Annotated in this window: 18 protein-coding genes; 13 read left to right on the top strand and 5 right to left on the bottom strand. The window is 68.3% G+C overall.

Translation table 11 applies throughout. The features are described from left to right. Position 1: 1 nt before the first annotated feature. Positions 2 to 1,186, bottom strand: a complete 1,185-nt coding sequence (locus GH266_RS11055; protein ID WP_199270505.1) for an adenylate/guanylate cyclase domain-containing protein — start codon at positions 1,184 to 1,186, stop codon at positions 2 to 4. A 97-nt stretch (positions 1,187 to 1,283) separates the two neighbouring features. Next, complete coding sequence (secA, locus tag GH266_RS11050) at positions 1,284 to 4,061, bottom strand: preprotein translocase subunit SecA (RefSeq protein ID WP_158193950.1); 2,778 nt, start codon at positions 4,059 to 4,061, stop codon at positions 1,284 to 1,286. 299 nt (positions 4,062 to 4,360) lie between these two features. On the opposite strand from secA, the gene GH266_RS11045 reads away from it, so the two are divergent. Beyond that, positions 4,361 to 5,269, top strand: coding sequence for a peptidylprolyl isomerase (locus GH266_RS11045; RefSeq protein WP_158193949.1), 909 nt, complete (start codon positions 4,361 to 4,363; stop codon positions 5,267 to 5,269). 13 nt (positions 5,270 to 5,282) lie between these two features. Here GH266_RS11045 and GH266_RS11040 read toward each other — a convergent pair whose 3' ends face one another. Beyond that, positions 5,283 to 5,930 carry a TetR/AcrR family transcriptional regulator gene (locus GH266_RS11040; protein ID WP_158193948.1) on the bottom strand — a complete coding sequence of 216 codons (648 nt, stop codon included), beginning with the start codon at positions 5,928 to 5,930 and terminating at the stop codon, positions 5,283 to 5,285. Between the two features lie 314 nt (positions 5,931 to 6,244). Between GH266_RS11040 and GH266_RS11035 the strand changes: the two genes are divergently transcribed. From GH266_RS11035 to GH266_RS11015, 5 genes are all read left to right on the top strand, one after another. Beyond that, positions 6,245 to 6,556 carry a putative antibiotic biosynthesis monooxygenase gene (locus GH266_RS11035; protein ID WP_244953811.1) on the top strand — a complete coding sequence of 104 codons (312 nt, stop codon included), beginning with the start codon at positions 6,245 to 6,247 and terminating at the stop codon, positions 6,554 to 6,556. Positions 6,557 to 6,629: 73 nt separating this feature from the next. Next, the gene (gene argJ, locus GH266_RS11030; RefSeq protein ID WP_158193947.1) at positions 6,630 to 7,862 is read left to right on the top strand and encodes a bifunctional glutamate N-acetyltransferase/amino-acid acetyltransferase ArgJ; all 1,233 of its coding nucleotides are present in this window, start codon (positions 6,630 to 6,632) and stop codon (positions 7,860 to 7,862) included. A 14-nt stretch (positions 7,863 to 7,876) separates the two neighbouring features. After that, on the top strand, positions 7,877 to 8,737 hold the full coding sequence (locus tag GH266_RS11025) for a GNAT family N-acetyltransferase (RefSeq protein ID WP_158193946.1): 861 nt from the start codon (positions 7,877 to 7,879) through the stop codon (positions 8,735 to 8,737). Next, positions 8,734 to 9,132, top strand: a complete 399-nt coding sequence (mutT, locus tag GH266_RS11020) for an 8-oxo-dGTP diphosphatase MutT (protein ID WP_158193945.1) — start codon at positions 8,734 to 8,736, stop codon at positions 9,130 to 9,132. The genes GH266_RS11025 and mutT overlap by 4 nt, the downstream gene beginning before the upstream one ends. Before the next feature lie 55 nt (positions 9,133 to 9,187). Further along, positions 9,188 to 9,403 carry a Flp family type IVb pilin gene (locus GH266_RS11015; RefSeq protein WP_244953810.1) on the top strand — a complete coding sequence of 72 codons (216 nt, stop codon included), beginning with the start codon at positions 9,188 to 9,190 and terminating at the stop codon, positions 9,401 to 9,403. Positions 9,404 to 9,463: 60 nt separating this feature from the next. On the opposite strand, the gene GH266_RS11010 is transcribed toward GH266_RS11015, so the two are convergent. Further along, complete coding sequence (locus GH266_RS11010; protein WP_199270504.1) at positions 9,464 to 10,390, bottom strand: methyltransferase domain-containing protein; 927 nt, start codon at positions 10,388 to 10,390, stop codon at positions 9,464 to 9,466. A 274-nt stretch (positions 10,391 to 10,664) separates the two neighbouring features. On the opposite strand from GH266_RS11010, the gene GH266_RS11005 reads away from it, so the two are divergent. The 4 genes from GH266_RS11005 to GH266_RS10990 all read left to right on the top strand — a co-directional run bounded on the left by GH266_RS11005 (position 10,665) and on the right by GH266_RS10990 (position 13,224). Beyond that, complete coding sequence (locus tag GH266_RS11005; RefSeq protein WP_244953809.1) at positions 10,665 to 11,429, top strand: ComF family protein; 765 nt, start codon at positions 10,665 to 10,667, stop codon at positions 11,427 to 11,429. 105 nt (positions 11,430 to 11,534) lie between these two features. After that, positions 11,535 to 11,804: a glutaredoxin 3 gene (grxC, locus tag GH266_RS11000; RefSeq protein ID WP_158196160.1), complete on the top strand. Its 270-nt coding sequence runs from the start codon at positions 11,535 to 11,537 to the stop codon at positions 11,802 to 11,804. Between the two features lie 44 nt (positions 11,805 to 11,848). Beyond that, complete coding sequence (locus GH266_RS10995; RefSeq protein WP_158193943.1) at positions 11,849 to 12,727, top strand: carbon-nitrogen hydrolase family protein; 879 nt, start codon at positions 11,849 to 11,851, stop codon at positions 12,725 to 12,727. Continuing rightward, positions 12,724 to 13,224, top strand: coding sequence for a DUF1178 family protein (locus GH266_RS10990; RefSeq protein ID WP_158193942.1), 501 nt, complete (start codon positions 12,724 to 12,726; stop codon positions 13,222 to 13,224). Before GH266_RS10995 ends, GH266_RS10990 begins: the two co-directional genes overlap by 4 nt. A gap of 22 nt (positions 13,225 to 13,246) precedes the next feature. On the opposite strand, the gene GH266_RS10985 is transcribed toward GH266_RS10990, so the two are convergent. Continuing rightward, positions 13,247 to 13,696, bottom strand: a complete 450-nt coding sequence (locus GH266_RS10985) for a MarR family winged helix-turn-helix transcriptional regulator (protein ID WP_158193941.1) — start codon at positions 13,694 to 13,696, stop codon at positions 13,247 to 13,249. A gap of 132 nt (positions 13,697 to 13,828) precedes the next feature. Between GH266_RS10985 and GH266_RS10980 the strand changes: the two genes are divergently transcribed. The 3 genes from GH266_RS10980 (at position 13,829) to GH266_RS10970 (ending at position 15,199) form a co-directional block, all read left to right on the top strand. Then, positions 13,829 to 14,230 (top strand): VOC family protein, encoded by a 402-nt coding sequence (locus GH266_RS10980; protein ID WP_342354299.1) that lies wholly within the window; start codon positions 13,829 to 13,831, stop codon positions 14,228 to 14,230. Between the two features lie 66 nt (positions 14,231 to 14,296). Continuing rightward, entirely contained in the window at positions 14,297 to 14,650 is a 354-nt protein-coding gene (locus GH266_RS10975) for a DUF1428 domain-containing protein (protein ID WP_158196159.1), read from the top strand. Positions 14,651 to 14,722: 72 nt separating this feature from the next. Further along, a complete protein-coding gene (locus tag GH266_RS10970) occupies positions 14,723 to 15,199 on the top strand; it encodes a VOC family protein (protein ID WP_158193939.1) in 477 nt (158 codons plus the stop codon). Positions 15,200 to 15,208: the final 9 nt, after the last annotated feature.

Raw genomic sequence — 15,208 nt, 5'->3', positions numbered from 1 at the left:
CTCACACGGGCGCGTGCAGTTCCACCTCCTCGCCGAAGCCGGCGAGCCGGAAGCGGCCGAGCGGGGCGAAGGCGCCAGGGGCACGGGCGGCGATGTCGGCGGTGACGAGAAGTGGGCGCCCCAGCGTCTTGGTCATCGCCTCGATGCGCGCGGCGGCATTCACCGTGCGGCCGATGACCGAGAAGGTCAGCCGCTCGGGAATGCCGATATTGCCGAACATGACGTCGCCGGAGGAGAGCGCGATGCCGCAGTGAAGCGGGTGCTCGGTCGCCGCCTGGGCCTGCTCCAGCCGCGCCAGTACGGCATCGGCGGCCTGCAGGGCACGGGTGGCGGCAGCGTCGAACCCTCCCGCCTCGATGGGAAAGACGGCAAGCACCGCATCGCCGATGAAATCCAGCACCTCGCCGCCATGGGCCATCACCGTGCGCGCCGTCGCGTCGAAATAGGCGTTGAGGTGGATCATGTAGACGTCCGGGGCGAGCCGGTCGGCAAGGGCGGTTGAGCCGCGCAGGTCGGAGTAGAAGATCACCGCGTCGAGGCGTTCGCCGTCGCCATGGCGGATCAGGCCGGACAGCACACGGGACCCGGCGCGCGCGCCGAGATAGGTCTCGGCCAGGGTGCGGGCGATCCGCGACTGGATGGTCGCGCGGCAGGCCAGCGCCAGGCGGATCTGCAGATAGTCGAGCCCTTCCACCGCCTCATCGGAAAAGCCGCCTTCCGCCCGTGTCGACCAGGTGACGAGCATGCCGGAGGGTCCGAAATCCTTGGCGGTCGGCAGGTCGAAGGGCGTCGACAGGACGAGATAGTCGGTAAAGCCGTCGGCCTTCAGCGTTGCCAGGATCGGGAAATCGTCGGTCGCCGCATTGGCGCCGGCAAGATTGCGGCGCAGGCGCGTCTCGCGCGCCTCGAGCACGGCGCGGATGGGGCTGCGCAGCCAGTCGTCGGTTTCTTCCTCGTCGTGGCGATACTGCGCGAGCTGCGCCTCCCGGCCGGCCCGCCACAGGACCGATTCGGCCTCCACCAGCGGATGCAGGGTCGCCCAGGTGAGCATGGCACGCTCCACCGGCATGCCGGCGGCGACGAGGCGTTCGCAGAAGCCGGAGAACATCTCGCCGATGTCCGGCTGGCCGAGCGCCTCGCGGATCAGCCAGTCCTCGATTGCTTCAAGCGTCGGATTGGTTTTCAACGCCTCACCCTCCAGGACAGGCCTCTGGTCACAAAAAACGGCGGGCCGAGCAGCCCGCCGTTGTTTGCGTTGCGACCCGGATCCTTGCCAGAGTTCCTCAGGCAAGGGCTCCGTGGCAATGCTTGTATTTCTTGCCCGAGCCGCAGGGGCAGGCCTCGTTGCGGCCGACCTTGCCCCAGGTCGAGGGATTCTGCGGATCGCGCGGCGTTCCGGGGGCGGTGGCGAGGTAAGCCTCGTCGAACTCGTTCTCGCCGGTCAGTGGGTCGCGGTGCTCGGCATGCATCGGCGGCAAGTTGCCGTCGCCCGGCAGGCTGGGCGGCTGTTCCTGGACCAGCTCCACGCGCATCAGCTGCGCGGTGGTCGCCTGGCGCAGGTTGACCAGCATGCTCTCGAACAGGGTGAAGGCCTCGGTCTTGTACTCCTGCAGCGGATCGCGCTGGGCGTAGCCGCGGAAGCCGACCACCGAGCGCAGGTGATCGAGATTGGCCAGGTGCTCGCGCCACAGGTGGTCGAGGGTCTGCAGCAGCACGGCTTTCTCGACCTGGCGCATGATGTCGGGCGAGTACTGGCCGACCTTGCGGGCCATGGCCTCGTCGGCCGCCTTCTTCAGGCGCTCGGTGACCTCTTCCTCGGCGATGCCCTCTTCCTTGGCCCAGTCGGCGACCGGCAGGTCGAGGTTGAGCAGGCGTCGCACCTCGGCCTGCAGGCCTTCGGTGTCCCACTGCTCGGCATAGGCCTTCTCGGGGATGTGCTTGGCGACGAGATCCTCGATCACGTCGTGGCGCATGTCGGTCACCGCCTCGGCCACCGCCTCGCCGTCCATCAGCTCGATGCGCTGGTCGAACACGACCTTGCGCTGGTCGTTCATGACGTCGTCGAACTTCAGCAGGTTCTTGCGGATGTCGAAGTTGCGCGCCTCGACCTTCTGCTGCGCCTTGGCGAGCGCCCGGTTGATCCAGGGATGGACGATGGCCTCGCCCTCCTTGAGGCCGAGCTTCTGCATCATGCCGTCCATGCGGTCGGACCCGAAGATGCGCATCAGGTCGTCCTGCAGCGACAGGAAGAACTTGGAATGGCCGGGGTCGCCCTGACGGCCCGAGCGACCGCGCAGCTGGTTGTCGATGCGCCGGCTTTCGTGGCGCTCCGTGCCGATGACGTAGAGGCCGCCGCCGGCGAGCGCCTGCTGCTTGCGCTCCTCGACCTGGGCGCGGATCGCTGCCTCGCGGGCGTCGCGCTCGGGACCGGCCGGCATGTCGGCGAGCTCGTCCTCGATGCGCATGTCGGCATTGCCGCCGAGCTGGATGTCGGTGCCGCGGCCGGCCATGTTGGTGGCGATGGTGACGGCGCCCGGCAGGCCGGCCTGGGCGATGATCGAGGCTTCCTGCTCGTGGTAGCGGGCGTTCAGCACCGTGAAGATGCGCTCGGCATTGCCGGTGCCGGCGAACAGCGGCTCGAAGGCGGCCGGCGAGGAGACGTCGGCCTGCTTGTAGCCGGCGGCCTTGAGGCGGGCGGCGAGCAGCTCGGACTTCTCGATCGAGGTGGTGCCGACCAGCACCGGCTGGGCGCGCTTGCGGCAGTCCTCGATCAGCTCGATGATCGCGTTGTATTTCTCGTCGACGGTCCGGTAGACCTCGTCGTCATCGTCGATGCGCTTCACGCCGACATTGGTCGGGATGTCGACGACTTCCAGGCCGTAGATGTTGGCGAATTCCTCGGCCTCGGTCTGGGCGGTGCCGGTCATGCCGGCAAGCTTGGTGTAGAGGCGGAAATAGTTCTGGAAGGTGATCGAGGCCAGCGTCTGGTTCTCGGGCTGGATCTGCACCTTCTCCTTGGCCTCGAGCGCCTGGTGCAGGCCTTCCGAATAGCGGCGGCCCGGCATCATGCGGCCCGTGAACTCGTCGATGATGACGACCTCGCGGTTGCGCACGATGTAGTCCTTGTCGCGCTGGAACAGCTTGTGCGCCTTCAGCGCCTGCTGCAGGTGGTGGACGACCGAGACGTTTTCCACGTCATAGAGGCTGTCGCCCTTGAGCAGGCCCTGCTCGCGCAGGAGGCCTTCGAGCTTCTCGTTGCCGGCCTCGGTGAAGCTCGCCGAGCGCTGCTTCTCGTCGAGCTCGAAATCCTCCGCCGCAAGATGCGGGATCAGCGCGTCGACCGTGTTGTAGAACTCGCTGCGGTCCTCGAGCGGGCCGGAGATGATCAGCGGCGTGCGCGCCTCGTCGATCAGGATCGAGTCCACCTCGTCGACGATCGCGAAGTTGTGGCCGCGCTGGACCATCGACCCGCGCTCGTACTTCATGTTGTCGCGCAGGTAGTCGAAGCCGAACTCGTTGTTGGTGCCGTAGGTGACGTCGGCGGCGTAGGCGGCCTTGCGCTCCTCGTCGGTCAGCCCGTGGACGATGACGCCGACGGAAAGGCCGAGGAAGCGGTAGACGCGGCCCATCCATTCCGCGTCGCGGCTGGCGAGATAGTCGTTGACGGTGACGACGTGGACGCCCTTGCCCGTCAGCGCGTTGAGGTAGACCGGCAGGGTCGCGACCAGCGTCTTGCCCTCGCCGGTGCGCATCTCGGAGATCTGTCCGGCGTTGAGGACCATGCCGCCGATCAGCTGCACATCGTAGTGGCGCTGGCCGAGAACGCGGCGGGCGGCCTCGCGGACCGTGGCGAAGGCCGGCTCCAGCAGGCTGTCGAGCTTGGCGCCGTCGGCGAGCTGGCGGCGGAACATGTCCGTGCGGGCGCGGAGGTCGTCGTCGCTGAGGGCCCGGAGTTCGTCCTCCAGCGCGTTGATTGCCGTGACGCGGTTCCGCAGCTGCTTGACCAGGCGGTCATTGGCGGAACCGAAAAGCTTCTTGGCGAGTGCGCCGAGGCCGACCATGTGGCGGTCCTTATCGTTTGGTCAGGCCGCGCCGGGGCATCCTGTCCTGGCAGCAACCCGGATATCGGATTGACGGTACGGACATGCGCAGGCCTCACAACCGCCGCATTGCGGCGAGACGAACGCACGCTCGACTGGGAGCGTCCGGCCCTTCCAAGGGGGACGCTCGACAGATAAGAGGGGGTCCGGAGGTTGTCAACGTCGCGCAAACCGCTTGCCGGCGGGCGCGCAGGCAACCGGCGAGAGGCGGACTGCCGTAGAGGCGGCTGCCGGAACACAAGATGACAGGGAAACAGAGCATGACACGCTTTTTTGCCGCAACGGCGCGTCGCACCGCGCTTGCCGCGCTTCTGGCCGGCGGCCTGGTCGGTGGACTGGCCACTTCCGGTGCGCTGGCACAGGAGCCGGGCGACGTGGTTGCCAAGGTCGGCGACACCGAGGTGACCGAGGCGGACATCGCCTTCGCCTCGCAGGACTTCGCGGATCAGCTCTCCCAGGTGCCGCCGACCCAGTGGCGCAAGATTCTGACCGACGTGGTCGTCGACATGAACGTCCTTGCCAATGCGGCGCGCGAAGCCGGCATCCAGGACGAGGAGGCGTTCAAGCGCCAGGTCGAGTTCCTGACCATGCGCGCGCTGCGCAACGCCTATCTTGCCCGCGAGATCGAAGGCAAGATCACCGACCAGGCGGTGCAGGAAGCCTATGACAAGGAATTCGCCAATTTCGAGGGCGAGGACGAGCGCAAGGCCCGCCATATCCTGATGAAGACCAAGGAAGAGGCCGAGGCGGTGATCGCCGAGCTCGACGGCGGCGCCGATTTCGCCGAAGTGGCGAAGGCAAAGTCGACCGGCCCGTCCGGCCCCAATGGCGGCGACCTCGGCTTTTTCACCCGCGGCCGCATGGTCAAGGAATTCGAGGACGCGGCCTTCGCGCTCGAGGTCGGCGCCTATACCAAGGAGCCGGTGGAGACGCAGTTCGGCTGGCACGTGATCAAGGTCGAGGAGGCCCGCAAGCAGCCGGCGCCGGCGCTGGCCGATGTGCGCGACCAGTTGCGCCAGCAGCTGCTGCGCGCCCGCTATGCCGAGGTGCTGGCGGACCTGAAGGCCAAGACCAGCATCGAGGTGATGGTCGAGGAAACGCCGGCTGAGGCCGGCGAGGCTCCCGCGGAAGGCGGCGAGGCCCCTGCCGAGGCGCCGAAGGCCGAGTAAGCCGAGCGGGCCGTCAGGCCGGCCTTGCCGGCGCGGTGCGCCAGCTATCCACGAACAGGCAGACGGCCGCCCTCACGGCGGCCGTTTCCATGTCCAGCCGCCCGGTCAGCAGCCGGCACCAGGCGAAGCTGACCACCAGCTCGATGGCGAGGCGCGGGTCGACATGGGCGGCGATCTCGCCGCGCTGGCGGGCGCGCTCGATCATCTGCGACGACTGCGAAAAACGCTCCTCCATATAGGCGCCGAGCGCCTCGGCGGCGCTCTCATCGCTCTGGGCCTCGGCGATGACCGAACGGAAGACCGGGCCGGTCGGGGTGTCGCGCCAGTGACGGAACAGCGAGTCGAGAAAAGCCGTCAGGTCTTCCACCAGATCGCCCGTATCGGGCGCGACGACGCCGTGCTTCTGGCGGTGATAGACGTCGAGCAGCAGGGCCGCCTTGCTCGGCCACCAGCGATAGATCGTCGGCTTGCCGGCCCTGGCGCGGCGGGCGACCGCCTCGATGGAAAAGCGTGCATAGCCGTCTTCCGCGAGAATGTCGGCGGCCGCCTGGCGGATCGCATCGGCGCTTGCCGGATTGCGCCGTGCGCCGGTCGAGGGGCGGGCGAGGGGCGATCCGGTCCCGGCATCCGCCGCTTCGTCTTCCGCATTGTTGTCCCGCATCGCGTTTCCTCGAGTTTTCCGCCGTTCGGCCGCCTTTCCGCGGGGGCGGCGGGCAGCTCTGTCGTCGTATTCAGCCTTAGCACAGGCAGCCTTAGCACAGGGCTTGACGAAACGAAACGGCCCGTTTAGATAATGCGAAACGATACGGTCCGTTTCGTATATCGAGCGTTCAAACCACCCTGCAAGGCGTTCAGCCGAACCGCCAATCCAACAATCCGCTGAACCGCCAATCCACAGAGCCGACGCTGCAGCCGGAATGCGTCCGGGTGACTCCATCGCCTTCGGCCTGTCCCACCTCACCGGGAGATCCTCCGATGTCCGCACATTCCGCTTCCGCCGCGCCCGACAGCGCCGATGAGGCAGCAGGCCCCCGTCCGGCGCCGGCCGCCGCACCGCGCGTGCTGTCGCGTCCGCGTTTCGCTCTGCTGGTCTTTGCCGGCGTCTATCCGCTGGTGACCGCGCTGCTCTACCTGATTGCCCCGCTGACCCGCGGCTGGATGTTCTGGCAGCAGACGCTGGTGATCGTGCCGGTCGTGGTCGTGACCATGGTCTGGGGCCTCATCCCCTTCCTGCACCGGCGCTTTTCCGCCTTCCTGCATCCGGTTCGCAGGCCCTCGGCAGGATAGGACTTGCGCGAGCGGCGGCGATGGGGCAAGGCTCGCGGCAGTCTTTTGCGCCCGCTTTTCAAGGGAGTGTCCGATGTCCACGGCCGTCTCGCCGCTCGCCCCGAAATCCTATCCGGCACTGCCTGCGGTCGCGGGCGTGCGCTTCGCCACCGCGCAGGCCGGGATCAAGTACAAGGGCCGCACCGACGTCCTGATGGTGCTGCTCGACGAGGGCGCGGACGTTGCCGGCGTGTTCACCAAGTCGCGCTGCCCGTCGGCGGCGGTCGACTGGTGCCGCGACAATCTCGCCGGCGGACGTGCCCGGGCGCTGCTGGTCAATTCCGGCAATGCCAATGCCTTCACCGGACGCAAGGGCCGCGAGGCGACGGAGCTTTCGGCCCGCTATGTGGCGGAAGCCGCCGGCTGCGCCATGGGCGAGGTGTTTCTTGCCTCCACCGGCGTGATCGGCGAGCCGCTGCCGGCGGAAAAGTTTGCCGGCGTCGTCGACACGCTGGTCAGCGAGGCACAGGCCGGCGACTGGCAGGGCGCGGCGCGCGCCATCATGACGACGGACACGTTCCCCAAGGCCGCCTCGCGCAGCGTCGATCTCGGCGGCCGGAGCGTGACGCTCAACGGCATCGCCAAGGGCGCGGGCATGATCGCGCCGGACATGGCGACGATGCTCTCCTTCCTCTTCACCGATGCGCCGATTGCCGCGCCCGTCCTGCAGGAGCTGCTGTCGGAGCAGGTTGGCGGGACGTTCAACGCCATCACCATCGACGGCGACACCTCCACGTCCGACACCGTGCTGCTGTTCGCGACCGGGAAGGCCGGCGGCGAACGGGTCGAGCGGGCGGACGATCCCCGGCTTGCCGGCTTCCGCCAGGCCCTCGGCGAGCTGATGCGCGAGCTGGCGCAACTGATCGTCAAGGACGGCGAGGGCGCGCGCAAGTTCGTCTCCGTCACCGTGACGGGTGCGGAGAGCGACGCCTCGGCCAAGCGCATCGGCTTTTCCATCGCCAATTCGCCGCTGGTGAAGACCGCGATTGCCGGCGAGGACGCCAACTGGGGCCGCATCGTCATGGCGGTGGGCAAGGCCGGCGAGCCGGCCGACCGCGACCGGCTGGCGATCTGGTTCGGCGACGTGCGCGTCGCCGTCGACGGCGAGCGCGACCCGGGCTACTCGGAAGAGGCGGCCTCCGCCGCCATGCGCGAGGAAGAGATAGCGATCCGCGTCGATATCGGCCTGGCCGAGGGCACGGCGACGGTGTGGACCTGCGATCTCACCAAGGAATATGTCGCGATCAACGGCGACTACCGGTCCTGAGGCAGGTGCCTCGCATGCCGGATGATGCCCCGTCCCTGGACCTGGCGACGATCAAGGCGCTCGAGGAAGCCAATCTCAACGGCTTCCCGAGCGAGCGCAGCGTCGTCGACGGGGCCTGGGTCGCACGGCTTTCCCCCGGCAATCCGGCGCGGCGGGTGAATTCCCTCAACGTGATGGATCCGCGCGACGGCAGGGATGCACGGCAGCGGCTTGCCGAAATGCAGGTGCTGTTCGCCCGCAACGGCGTGCCCTTCCATCTGCGCCATACGCCCCTGACGCCAATGGCACTTGCGGAGATCGCCGACGACGAAGGCTGGACGCGCAGCGGCGAGACGGACGTTTGGGTGCGCGAACAGGGCGATCTCGAGGTCGGGGCCAATGCCGAAGAGGGCGCGGACGGCATCCGGTCCGTCGATCTCGATGCCTTCATCACGGCGTTCGGAACCATCGGCGGCACGCGGGCGGAAGCGGTGACGAGCGTAGCGCTGCAACGGCTTGCCGATGCGCTCAATCGGGTCGCCGTCGCGCGGCTGACATTCCTTGCCGAGGACCGGGACGGCGCGCCGCTCGGCGTGGTGCTGGCGGTCGCCGAGCGCGGCCTGCTCGGCATCTACGATCTGGCGGTGCGGCCCGAAGCCCGCCGGCAGGGGATCGGCGCCCGCCTCGTCGCCCGCTGTCTTGCCGAGGGCGCGGCGCGCGGTTGCCGGCTGGCCTGGCTGCAGGTGACGGCGGAAAACGGGCCTGCGCGGGCGCTCTATCGGGGCATGGGGTTTCGCCGCGGCTACGGCTATCACTACCGCCTGCCGCAGGAAGCTTCCGGCATGGTGAGCAAAACCTTGCAGCAGCGTCCCGAAACGGAACGGGGAAACGGATGAAACTTCTGCTAGTCGCGGCCTGCGCGCTGCTCGATGCCGACAACCGCGTGCTGATCGCCCAGCGACCCGAGGGCAAGGCGATGGCCGGCTTGTGGGAATTTCCCGGCGGCAAGGTCGAGCCGGGCGAGCGTCCGGAGGATGCGCTCATCCGCGAACTGGCGGAAGAGCTGGGCATCACGGTTAAGAAAGAGTGCCTCGCACCGCTCACATTCGCCAGTCACGCTTATGAGGAATTTCACCTGCTGATGCCACTTTTCGTATGCCGACGATGGTCGGGCACGGTGGCGGGCCGGGAAGGTCAGGCGATCAAGTGGGTGAGAGCGGTGAGGCTTCGGGACTACCCGATGCCTCCGGCGGACGAACCCCTGATTCCGCATCTGATCGATCTGGCCTGACAAGCGGAAGATCCGCAGCCGCCACCGTTGACGCAGTCAGCACGGGACGCGGCAGATGCAGGGACAGTTCGACAAGTTGCGCGATCGCAGCGACCAGTTCGCCGACCTCGCAGGCACCATGCGCCGCGACGAGGCGGGCGCCACCGCAATCGAATACGGCCTCATCATGGGGCTCGTCTCCTTCGCGATCATCGGCGCGCTGCTGAGCATCCAGGGCATTCTGGGCGACGACGTGTTCGGTGTGGTCGCCTCCGCCATCTCCAACATCTGATCGAGGCACGAAGCCGCAAGCCGCGGCTCGGCCGATCCCGACGCACCAAGACCCGCGCCGTCAGTCCGGCTGCGGGTCGTCGTTTTTCCGCTCCGCATCGATAACCGACAGGGCGTCGGCCAGGCTCGCCTTGGCAGAGCCCGGCTTCAGCGGCTTCTGCTGGCTTTCGTGCGGTGCCCATCCCGACAGCGAGACGAGATCGAACGTGGCGCGGATCCGCCCGTCCGGGTCGCCATGGCGCTGTGCATAGATCTCCGCGGCACGTGCAAGAGTGGCGCGCGACAGCGGCGTGCGGCTGCGGTCGGCAAGGATATTGGCCGCGCCCATTGCCCTGAGGTCGCGCATCAGGGCGAACATGTCGCCGTAGCGCACCGTCAGGCGGTCGACATCGGCGACCGGCAGGGCAAAGCCCGCCCGCTGCAGCAGGGCGCCGAGCGCCCGCGTGTCGGCGAAGGGAACGACATGGGGCGTCGCGCCGCCCAGCGTTTCCAACTCGGCCAGCATGAAGGCGTCCTTCAGCTCGAACAGGGTGTCGCCGCCGAGCAGGTTGGCAAGGAACAGGCCGTCCGGGCGCAGGGCCCGGCGGATCTGGATCAGCGCGCCGGGCAGGTCGTTGACGAGATGCAGCGACAGGGCCGAGGCGACGAGATCGAGCGAGCCGTCGGCAAAGGGCGGGAAGGCATCGTCGGCAACGAGCGCGGCGCCCGGCACCGAGCGGTCCTCGACCAGGAGGTCGGCGCGCAGCACGGTGCCGACGCGGCCCGAGGCGGCAAGGGCCGCCGAGACATGCCCGCGATGGCCGCCGAGATCGATGGCGAGCGGAAAATCGCGGCTCACCGCCGCCAGCCTTTCCCCAAGGTCCGTCGCAGCATTGGCCAGCAGGAAGTCCGCATCTCCCAAGGTGGCGGCAAGCCGCTCCAGCGCGCGTGCGCGCCGGCGGGCGAACAGGCGCCGGTCGAAGATCTCAGGTCGCTCGCTGTGTGACACGGCTGTTCCAGTCCTGTGCGGGGTGCCCGGCCGCCCGAGCGGCGGCGTGCCACAGGTAGCGCCGGGAGGGGCGAGGGATCAAGAGGCGGTGCGTTTGCGCCGGTGCGACGAGATCCGTTTCGCCTTTCGATTGCATTGCGCGCCGCTTGCGCGTTCACTTGTGCCCCTACGGCCTGAACAGCAAGGGCAGGGCGAGAGAATGGCGGGCGGTGAAGCGGCGGCAGATGGAGGCCGGACCGGCAGGCGGATCAGGTGGCCGCTCAGGGGGCAGGCTGTGGCGGGTGCCTTCGCTGCGGCCGGGCGGCGGGTGCTCGACCTGGTGTTGCCGCCGACCTGCCTTGCCTGCGATGCCATCGTCGGGCAGGAGGCGACGCTGTGCCCTTCGTGCTGGGAGCAGATGCCGTTCCTGGCGCCGCCCTGGTGCGAGCGTCTAGGCCTGCCCTTCGCCTATGATCTTGGTCCCGGCGCCCTGTCGCCGCAGGCAATCGCGCGGCCGCCGGCCTTCGACCGGCTGCGGGCCGTTGCGGCCTATGAGGGGCCGGCACGGGTGCTGGTGTCGCGGCTGAAATACTACGACCGGCCGGCAATGGCGGCGGCCATGGGCCAATGGATGGCGCGGGCGGGGAGCGAACTGCTTGCGCCGCGCGAGGAAGAGGCGGGGCCTCCCGTGATCGTGCCGGTGCCGCTGCACCGCCTTCGCCTGTGGAGCCGGCGCTACAACCAGTCCGGGCTGCTGGCGCGGGAGATGGGCCGCGCCCTTGGCCTCACGGTTGCGCCGCAGGCGCTGGTCCGGCGCAAGCGCACCCGGCAGCAGGTCGGGCTGGATGCAGCGGCGCGGGCGCGCAATGTCAGCGGGGCCTTCAGCGTGACGCCGCAGGGCTTGATGACGATTTCCGGCCGGCGGGTGGTGTTGGTCGACGACGTCTACACGACCGGCGCGACAGTCGGCGCGGCGACCCGCGCGCTGCTGCGCGAGGGGGCGACGGCGGTGGACGTGATGGTCTTCGCCCATGCCGGCGCGGACACGCCGCTCGGCTGACGACTTGCGGCGAAGGGGAAATGGTCAATATATGCAAGGGAGGACAACAGTGCCGGCTTCGCAAGGACGCAGTCGGCGCGCAAGCTTGGGGACGGCAGGACGGATATCATGGCAGTGGAGATCTACACCCGGCAGCTGTGCGGTTATTGCGCCATGGCAAAGCAGCTCCTGCAGAAGAAGGACGTGGCGTTTCGCGAGTATGACGCAACCTACAGCCCGGAGCTGCGCAAGGAGATGATCCAGCGCGCCAGCACCGGGCGCGGCGGCACGACGTTTCCGCAGATCTTCATCGGCGACACCCATGTAGGCGGCTGCGACGACCTGATGGCGCTGGAGCGTGCCGGCCGGCTCGACGCGCTGCTTGCGGCGAACTGAGCCAGAGACACGGAAACCGGGACACGGACAACAGGGCGAACGTCATGAGCAAGGCAACGGATGGAACCCTCGTCGCGGCCGTCATCCAGATGCGCAGCGGGCGGGATGTCGCGGCCAATATCGACGCGGCGTCGACGCTGATCCGGCAGGCGGCGGCAGAGGGCGCCACCTATATCCAGACGCCCGAGATGACCAACCTGCTGGAGCGCAGCCGGGAAGAGCTGTTCGTCAAGATCCGGGCCGAAAGGGAAGATCCCTCGGTGGCGGTCTTCGCGGCGCTGGCCGCCGAACTGCAGATCGTGCTGCATGTCGGCTCGCTGGCGATCCGCACGGGTGAAGACAAGGCTGCCAATCGCGGCTTCCTGTTCGGTACCGACGGGGCAACGCTTGCCCGCTACGACAAGATCCACATGTTCGACGTCGACCTGCCCAACGGCGAGAGCTGGCGCGAATCGGCGACCTATCAGCCGGGGGAGGAGGCGATCGTGGTGCCGGCCGCCGGCACGCTGATCGGCCTCGGCATCTGCTACGACATCCGCTTTCCGGCGCTGTTTCGCGCCCAGGCGGGGGCAGGGGCGCGGGTGCTCACCGCGCCGGCCGCCTTCACCCGGCAGACCGGCGAGGCGCATTGGCATGTGCTGCAGCGGGCGCGCGCCATCGAGAACGGCGCCTTCGTCGTCTCGGCCGCGCAAGGAGGCCGCCACGAGGACGGGCGCGAGACCTATGGCCACAGCCTCGTCGTCGCGCCCTGGGGCGAGGTGATCGCCGAGGTGGATGGCGACGCGCCGGGTTATGCGCTTGCCGTGCTCGATCCGGAGAAGGCCGACGACGCGCGTCGGCGGATCCCCGCCATCGCCAACCAGCGGTCCTTCACCCGCGTCGGCCCGTCGGGCGCGGCGTCCAGGACGGAGGCGGCCGAGTGATCCGCTATGCGCTGTCCTGCAAGGCCGGCCACGGGTTCGAAGGCTGGTTCCGGGGGCTCGAGGATTTCGAGAGGCAGAAGGCGGGCGGGCTGCTGTCCTGTCCCGTGTGCGGCGGCAGCGAGGTCGACAAGGCCTTGATGGCGCCGGCGGTGTCCACCTCGCGCCGCAAGGAGGCGCGGGCCGAGACGGTGGCGGCCTCCGTGCGGCAGGCGGCTGCGGCCGAGGGGGCAGAGCCTGCGCAGGTGCCGGCGATTGCCGCCCCGCGCTCGCCGGAACAGGCGGCGCTGATGGAAAAGCTGCGGGCCTTGCGGGCGGAGCTGACCGCCAATGCCGAGGATGTCGGCACGGCCTTTCCCGAAGAGGCGCGCAAGATCCACTACGGCGAGGCGGAAGCACGCGGCATCTATGGTGCCGCCTCGCGCGAGGATGTCGGCGAGCTGCTGGAGGAGGGCATCGCCGTGATGCCGCTGCCGGTGCTGCCCGAAGACCGCAACTGACGCTCTTCCGTCTTTTCTCCCTCTATCCGACGTTTCCAAGAGCGCCCAGCAGCGTGCGGGCCTGATCCGGCCCGTCGCCGGGCAATGCCGCGTCGATCTCCGCATGAACGGAGCGCCAGACCGGTACCGCGGCGATCAGGGCCGCGTGCCCCTTCTCGGTGAGGACCAGCAAGCGGCTGCGCCGATCCTTCGGATCGGGGCGCGAGGCGACCAGGCCGTTGCGCTCCAGCGGCTTCAGCGCTGCGGTCAGCGTGGTGCGGTCCATCGCCAGCAAGCGCGCGACCGGGCCGAGCGAGGGCGGCTCCGGCCGGTTGAGCGACATCAGCAATGAAAACTGACCGTTGGTGAGACCGAACGGTTTCAGCGCCTCGTCGAAGCGGCGTGCCAGCGCCCGCGCGGCCCGCTGTGCGTGCAGGCAGAGGCAGGTGTCGCGGACCTCGATGGTGGTCTCGAAGGGAAGCCTGTTTGACATGATCTAAATATGTTGATATCAACCTTTTTGTCAAGCGGAACCGGCCCTTCCGGATGCGCTTGTTCACAGACTTCGCAAGCATGGCGGCGGGCGCCGTGCGGGGGGCGAAACAAGGAGTTTTGCGTGACCAGAATGGTGTTTCTCAACCTGCCGGTGTCCGACCTGGATGCGGCTATCGGCTTTCAGAAGGCGCTGGGCGCGACGCAGGACATGCGGTTTTCCGACGATCGGACGGCGGCGATGGTCCATTCGGACAGCATCGTGGTGATGCTGCTGACGCATGCGCGGTTTGCGGACTTCACCGACAAGACCATCGTCGACGCCCGCGCTCAGGTGCAGGGTCTGTTCGCGCTGTCGGTCGGCAGCCGCGACGAGGTCGACGCCCTGGTGGCGGCCGGGGTCGCCGCCGGTGGGCGGGCAGACCCGGGCCCGGTGCAGGATCACGGCTTCATGTATGGCCGCAGCTGCGAAGACCCGAACGGCCACATCTTCGAGCTGTTCTGGATGGACCGGGCAGCGCTGGAACAAATGTAGCCCGCCGGCGGTTCGCCGGAACTTCCCCCAACGAGCAAGAGATCGGGAGATACGGACATGGTTGCAATGGGATATGTCGACGGCTTTGTGGTCGCGGTGCCGGCTGCCAACAAGGAAAGCTATCTGAAGCTCGCGGCGACGGTCGCCCCCTTGTTCCGCGAATTCGGCGCCACGCGGGTGGTGGAGTGCTGGGGCGACGACGTGCCGGACGGCAAGGTCACCGACTTCCGCGGAGCCGTGAAGGCGACGGAAGACGAGATCGTCGTGTTCAGCTGGATCGAATATCCATCCAAGGAAGTCCGCGACGCCGCCGTCCAGAAGATGATGAGCGATCCGCGCATGAAGGAGATGGGCGAGACCATGCCCTTCGACGGCAAGCGGATGATCTTCGGCGGCTTCGCGCCGATCCTCGACGCGTGAACTAGTTGGAGCATGTCCGCCGCATGCGCTTGCGGGCGGGCATGCTCCGGACGGCAGGACCGGGAGGATCCGATGGCAACCGTTATCCAGCATCTGTGGTTCCGGGCCGACATGGCCGGAGCGCTTGAAACCTATGTCCGACTGATCCCCGGATCGGCGGTCGAGTGGACGTCGGCGCTGCCGGCCGACTCGCCCTCCGGTCCGGCCGGCAGCGTCAAGATCGCCGCCTTCCGGCTCGGCGACCAGCGCTACCGCGCCATCGAGACGGAGGCGCCCTGGAGCTTCAACCACACGTTCTCGGTGATGATGGAATGCGAGGACCAGGCGGAGGTCGACCGCCTGTGGGACGGGCTCTCGGAGGGCGGCGAAATCCAGCAATGCGGCTGGCTGCGCGACCGCTGGGGCCTCTATTGGCAGATCACGCCGCGCCGCCTCACGGAATTGATGGGCGATCCGGACCCGGCGGTCGCCAAGCGCGTCGCCGAAGCCATGCTCACGATGGTGAAGCTGGACATTGCCGGGCTCGAGGCCGCGGCGGCCGGAAAGTAGAACGCGGCT

The sequence above is a fragment of the Stappia indica genome, assembly GCF_009789575.1.
GTDB lineage: Bacteria > Pseudomonadota > Alphaproteobacteria > Rhizobiales > Stappiaceae > Stappia > Stappia indica_A.
This window is presented reverse-complemented; position numbering and strand designations above follow the sequence as displayed.

Bases quoted from the DNA above. Each gene is read 5' to 3' on its own strand.
- mutT (WP_158193945.1), top strand. From the start codon at position 8,734: ATGAAACTTCTGCTAGTCGCGGCCTGCGCGCTGCTCGATGCCGACAAC.
- GH266_RS10975 (WP_158196159.1), top strand. From the start codon at position 14,297: ATGGGATATGTCGACGGCTTTGTGGTCGCGGTGCCGGCTGCCAACAAG.
- GH266_RS11035 (WP_244953811.1), top strand. From the start codon at position 6,245: ATGTCCGCACATTCCGCTTCCGCCGCGCCCGACAGCGCCGATGAGGCA.
- secA (WP_158193950.1), bottom strand. From the start codon at position 4,061: ATGGTCGGCCTCGGCGCACTCGCCAAGAAGCTTTTCGGTTCCGCCAAT.
- GH266_RS10995 (WP_158193943.1), top strand. From the start codon at position 11,849: ATGAGCAAGGCAACGGATGGAACCCTCGTCGCGGCCGTCATCCAGATG.
- GH266_RS10985 (WP_158193941.1), bottom strand. From the start codon at position 13,696: ATGTCAAACAGGCTTCCCTTCGAGACCACCATCGAGGTCCGCGACACC.
- GH266_RS11040 (WP_158193948.1), bottom strand. From the start codon at position 5,930: ATGCGGGACAACAATGCGGAAGACGAAGCGGCGGATGCCGGGACCGGA.
- GH266_RS11025 (WP_158193946.1), top strand. From the start codon at position 7,877: ATGCCGGATGATGCCCCGTCCCTGGACCTGGCGACGATCAAGGCGCTC.
- argJ (WP_158193947.1), top strand. From the start codon at position 6,630: ATGTCCACGGCCGTCTCGCCGCTCGCCCCGAAATCCTATCCGGCACTG.
- GH266_RS10980 (WP_342354299.1), top strand. From the start codon at position 13,829: ATGGTGTTTCTCAACCTGCCGGTGTCCGACCTGGATGCGGCTATCGGC.
- GH266_RS11015 (WP_244953810.1), top strand. From the start codon at position 9,188: ATGCAGGGACAGTTCGACAAGTTGCGCGATCGCAGCGACCAGTTCGCC.
- GH266_RS11045 (WP_158193949.1), top strand. From the start codon at position 4,361: ATGACACGCTTTTTTGCCGCAACGGCGCGTCGCACCGCGCTTGCCGCG.
- GH266_RS10970 (WP_158193939.1), top strand. From the start codon at position 14,723: ATGGCAACCGTTATCCAGCATCTGTGGTTCCGGGCCGACATGGCCGGA.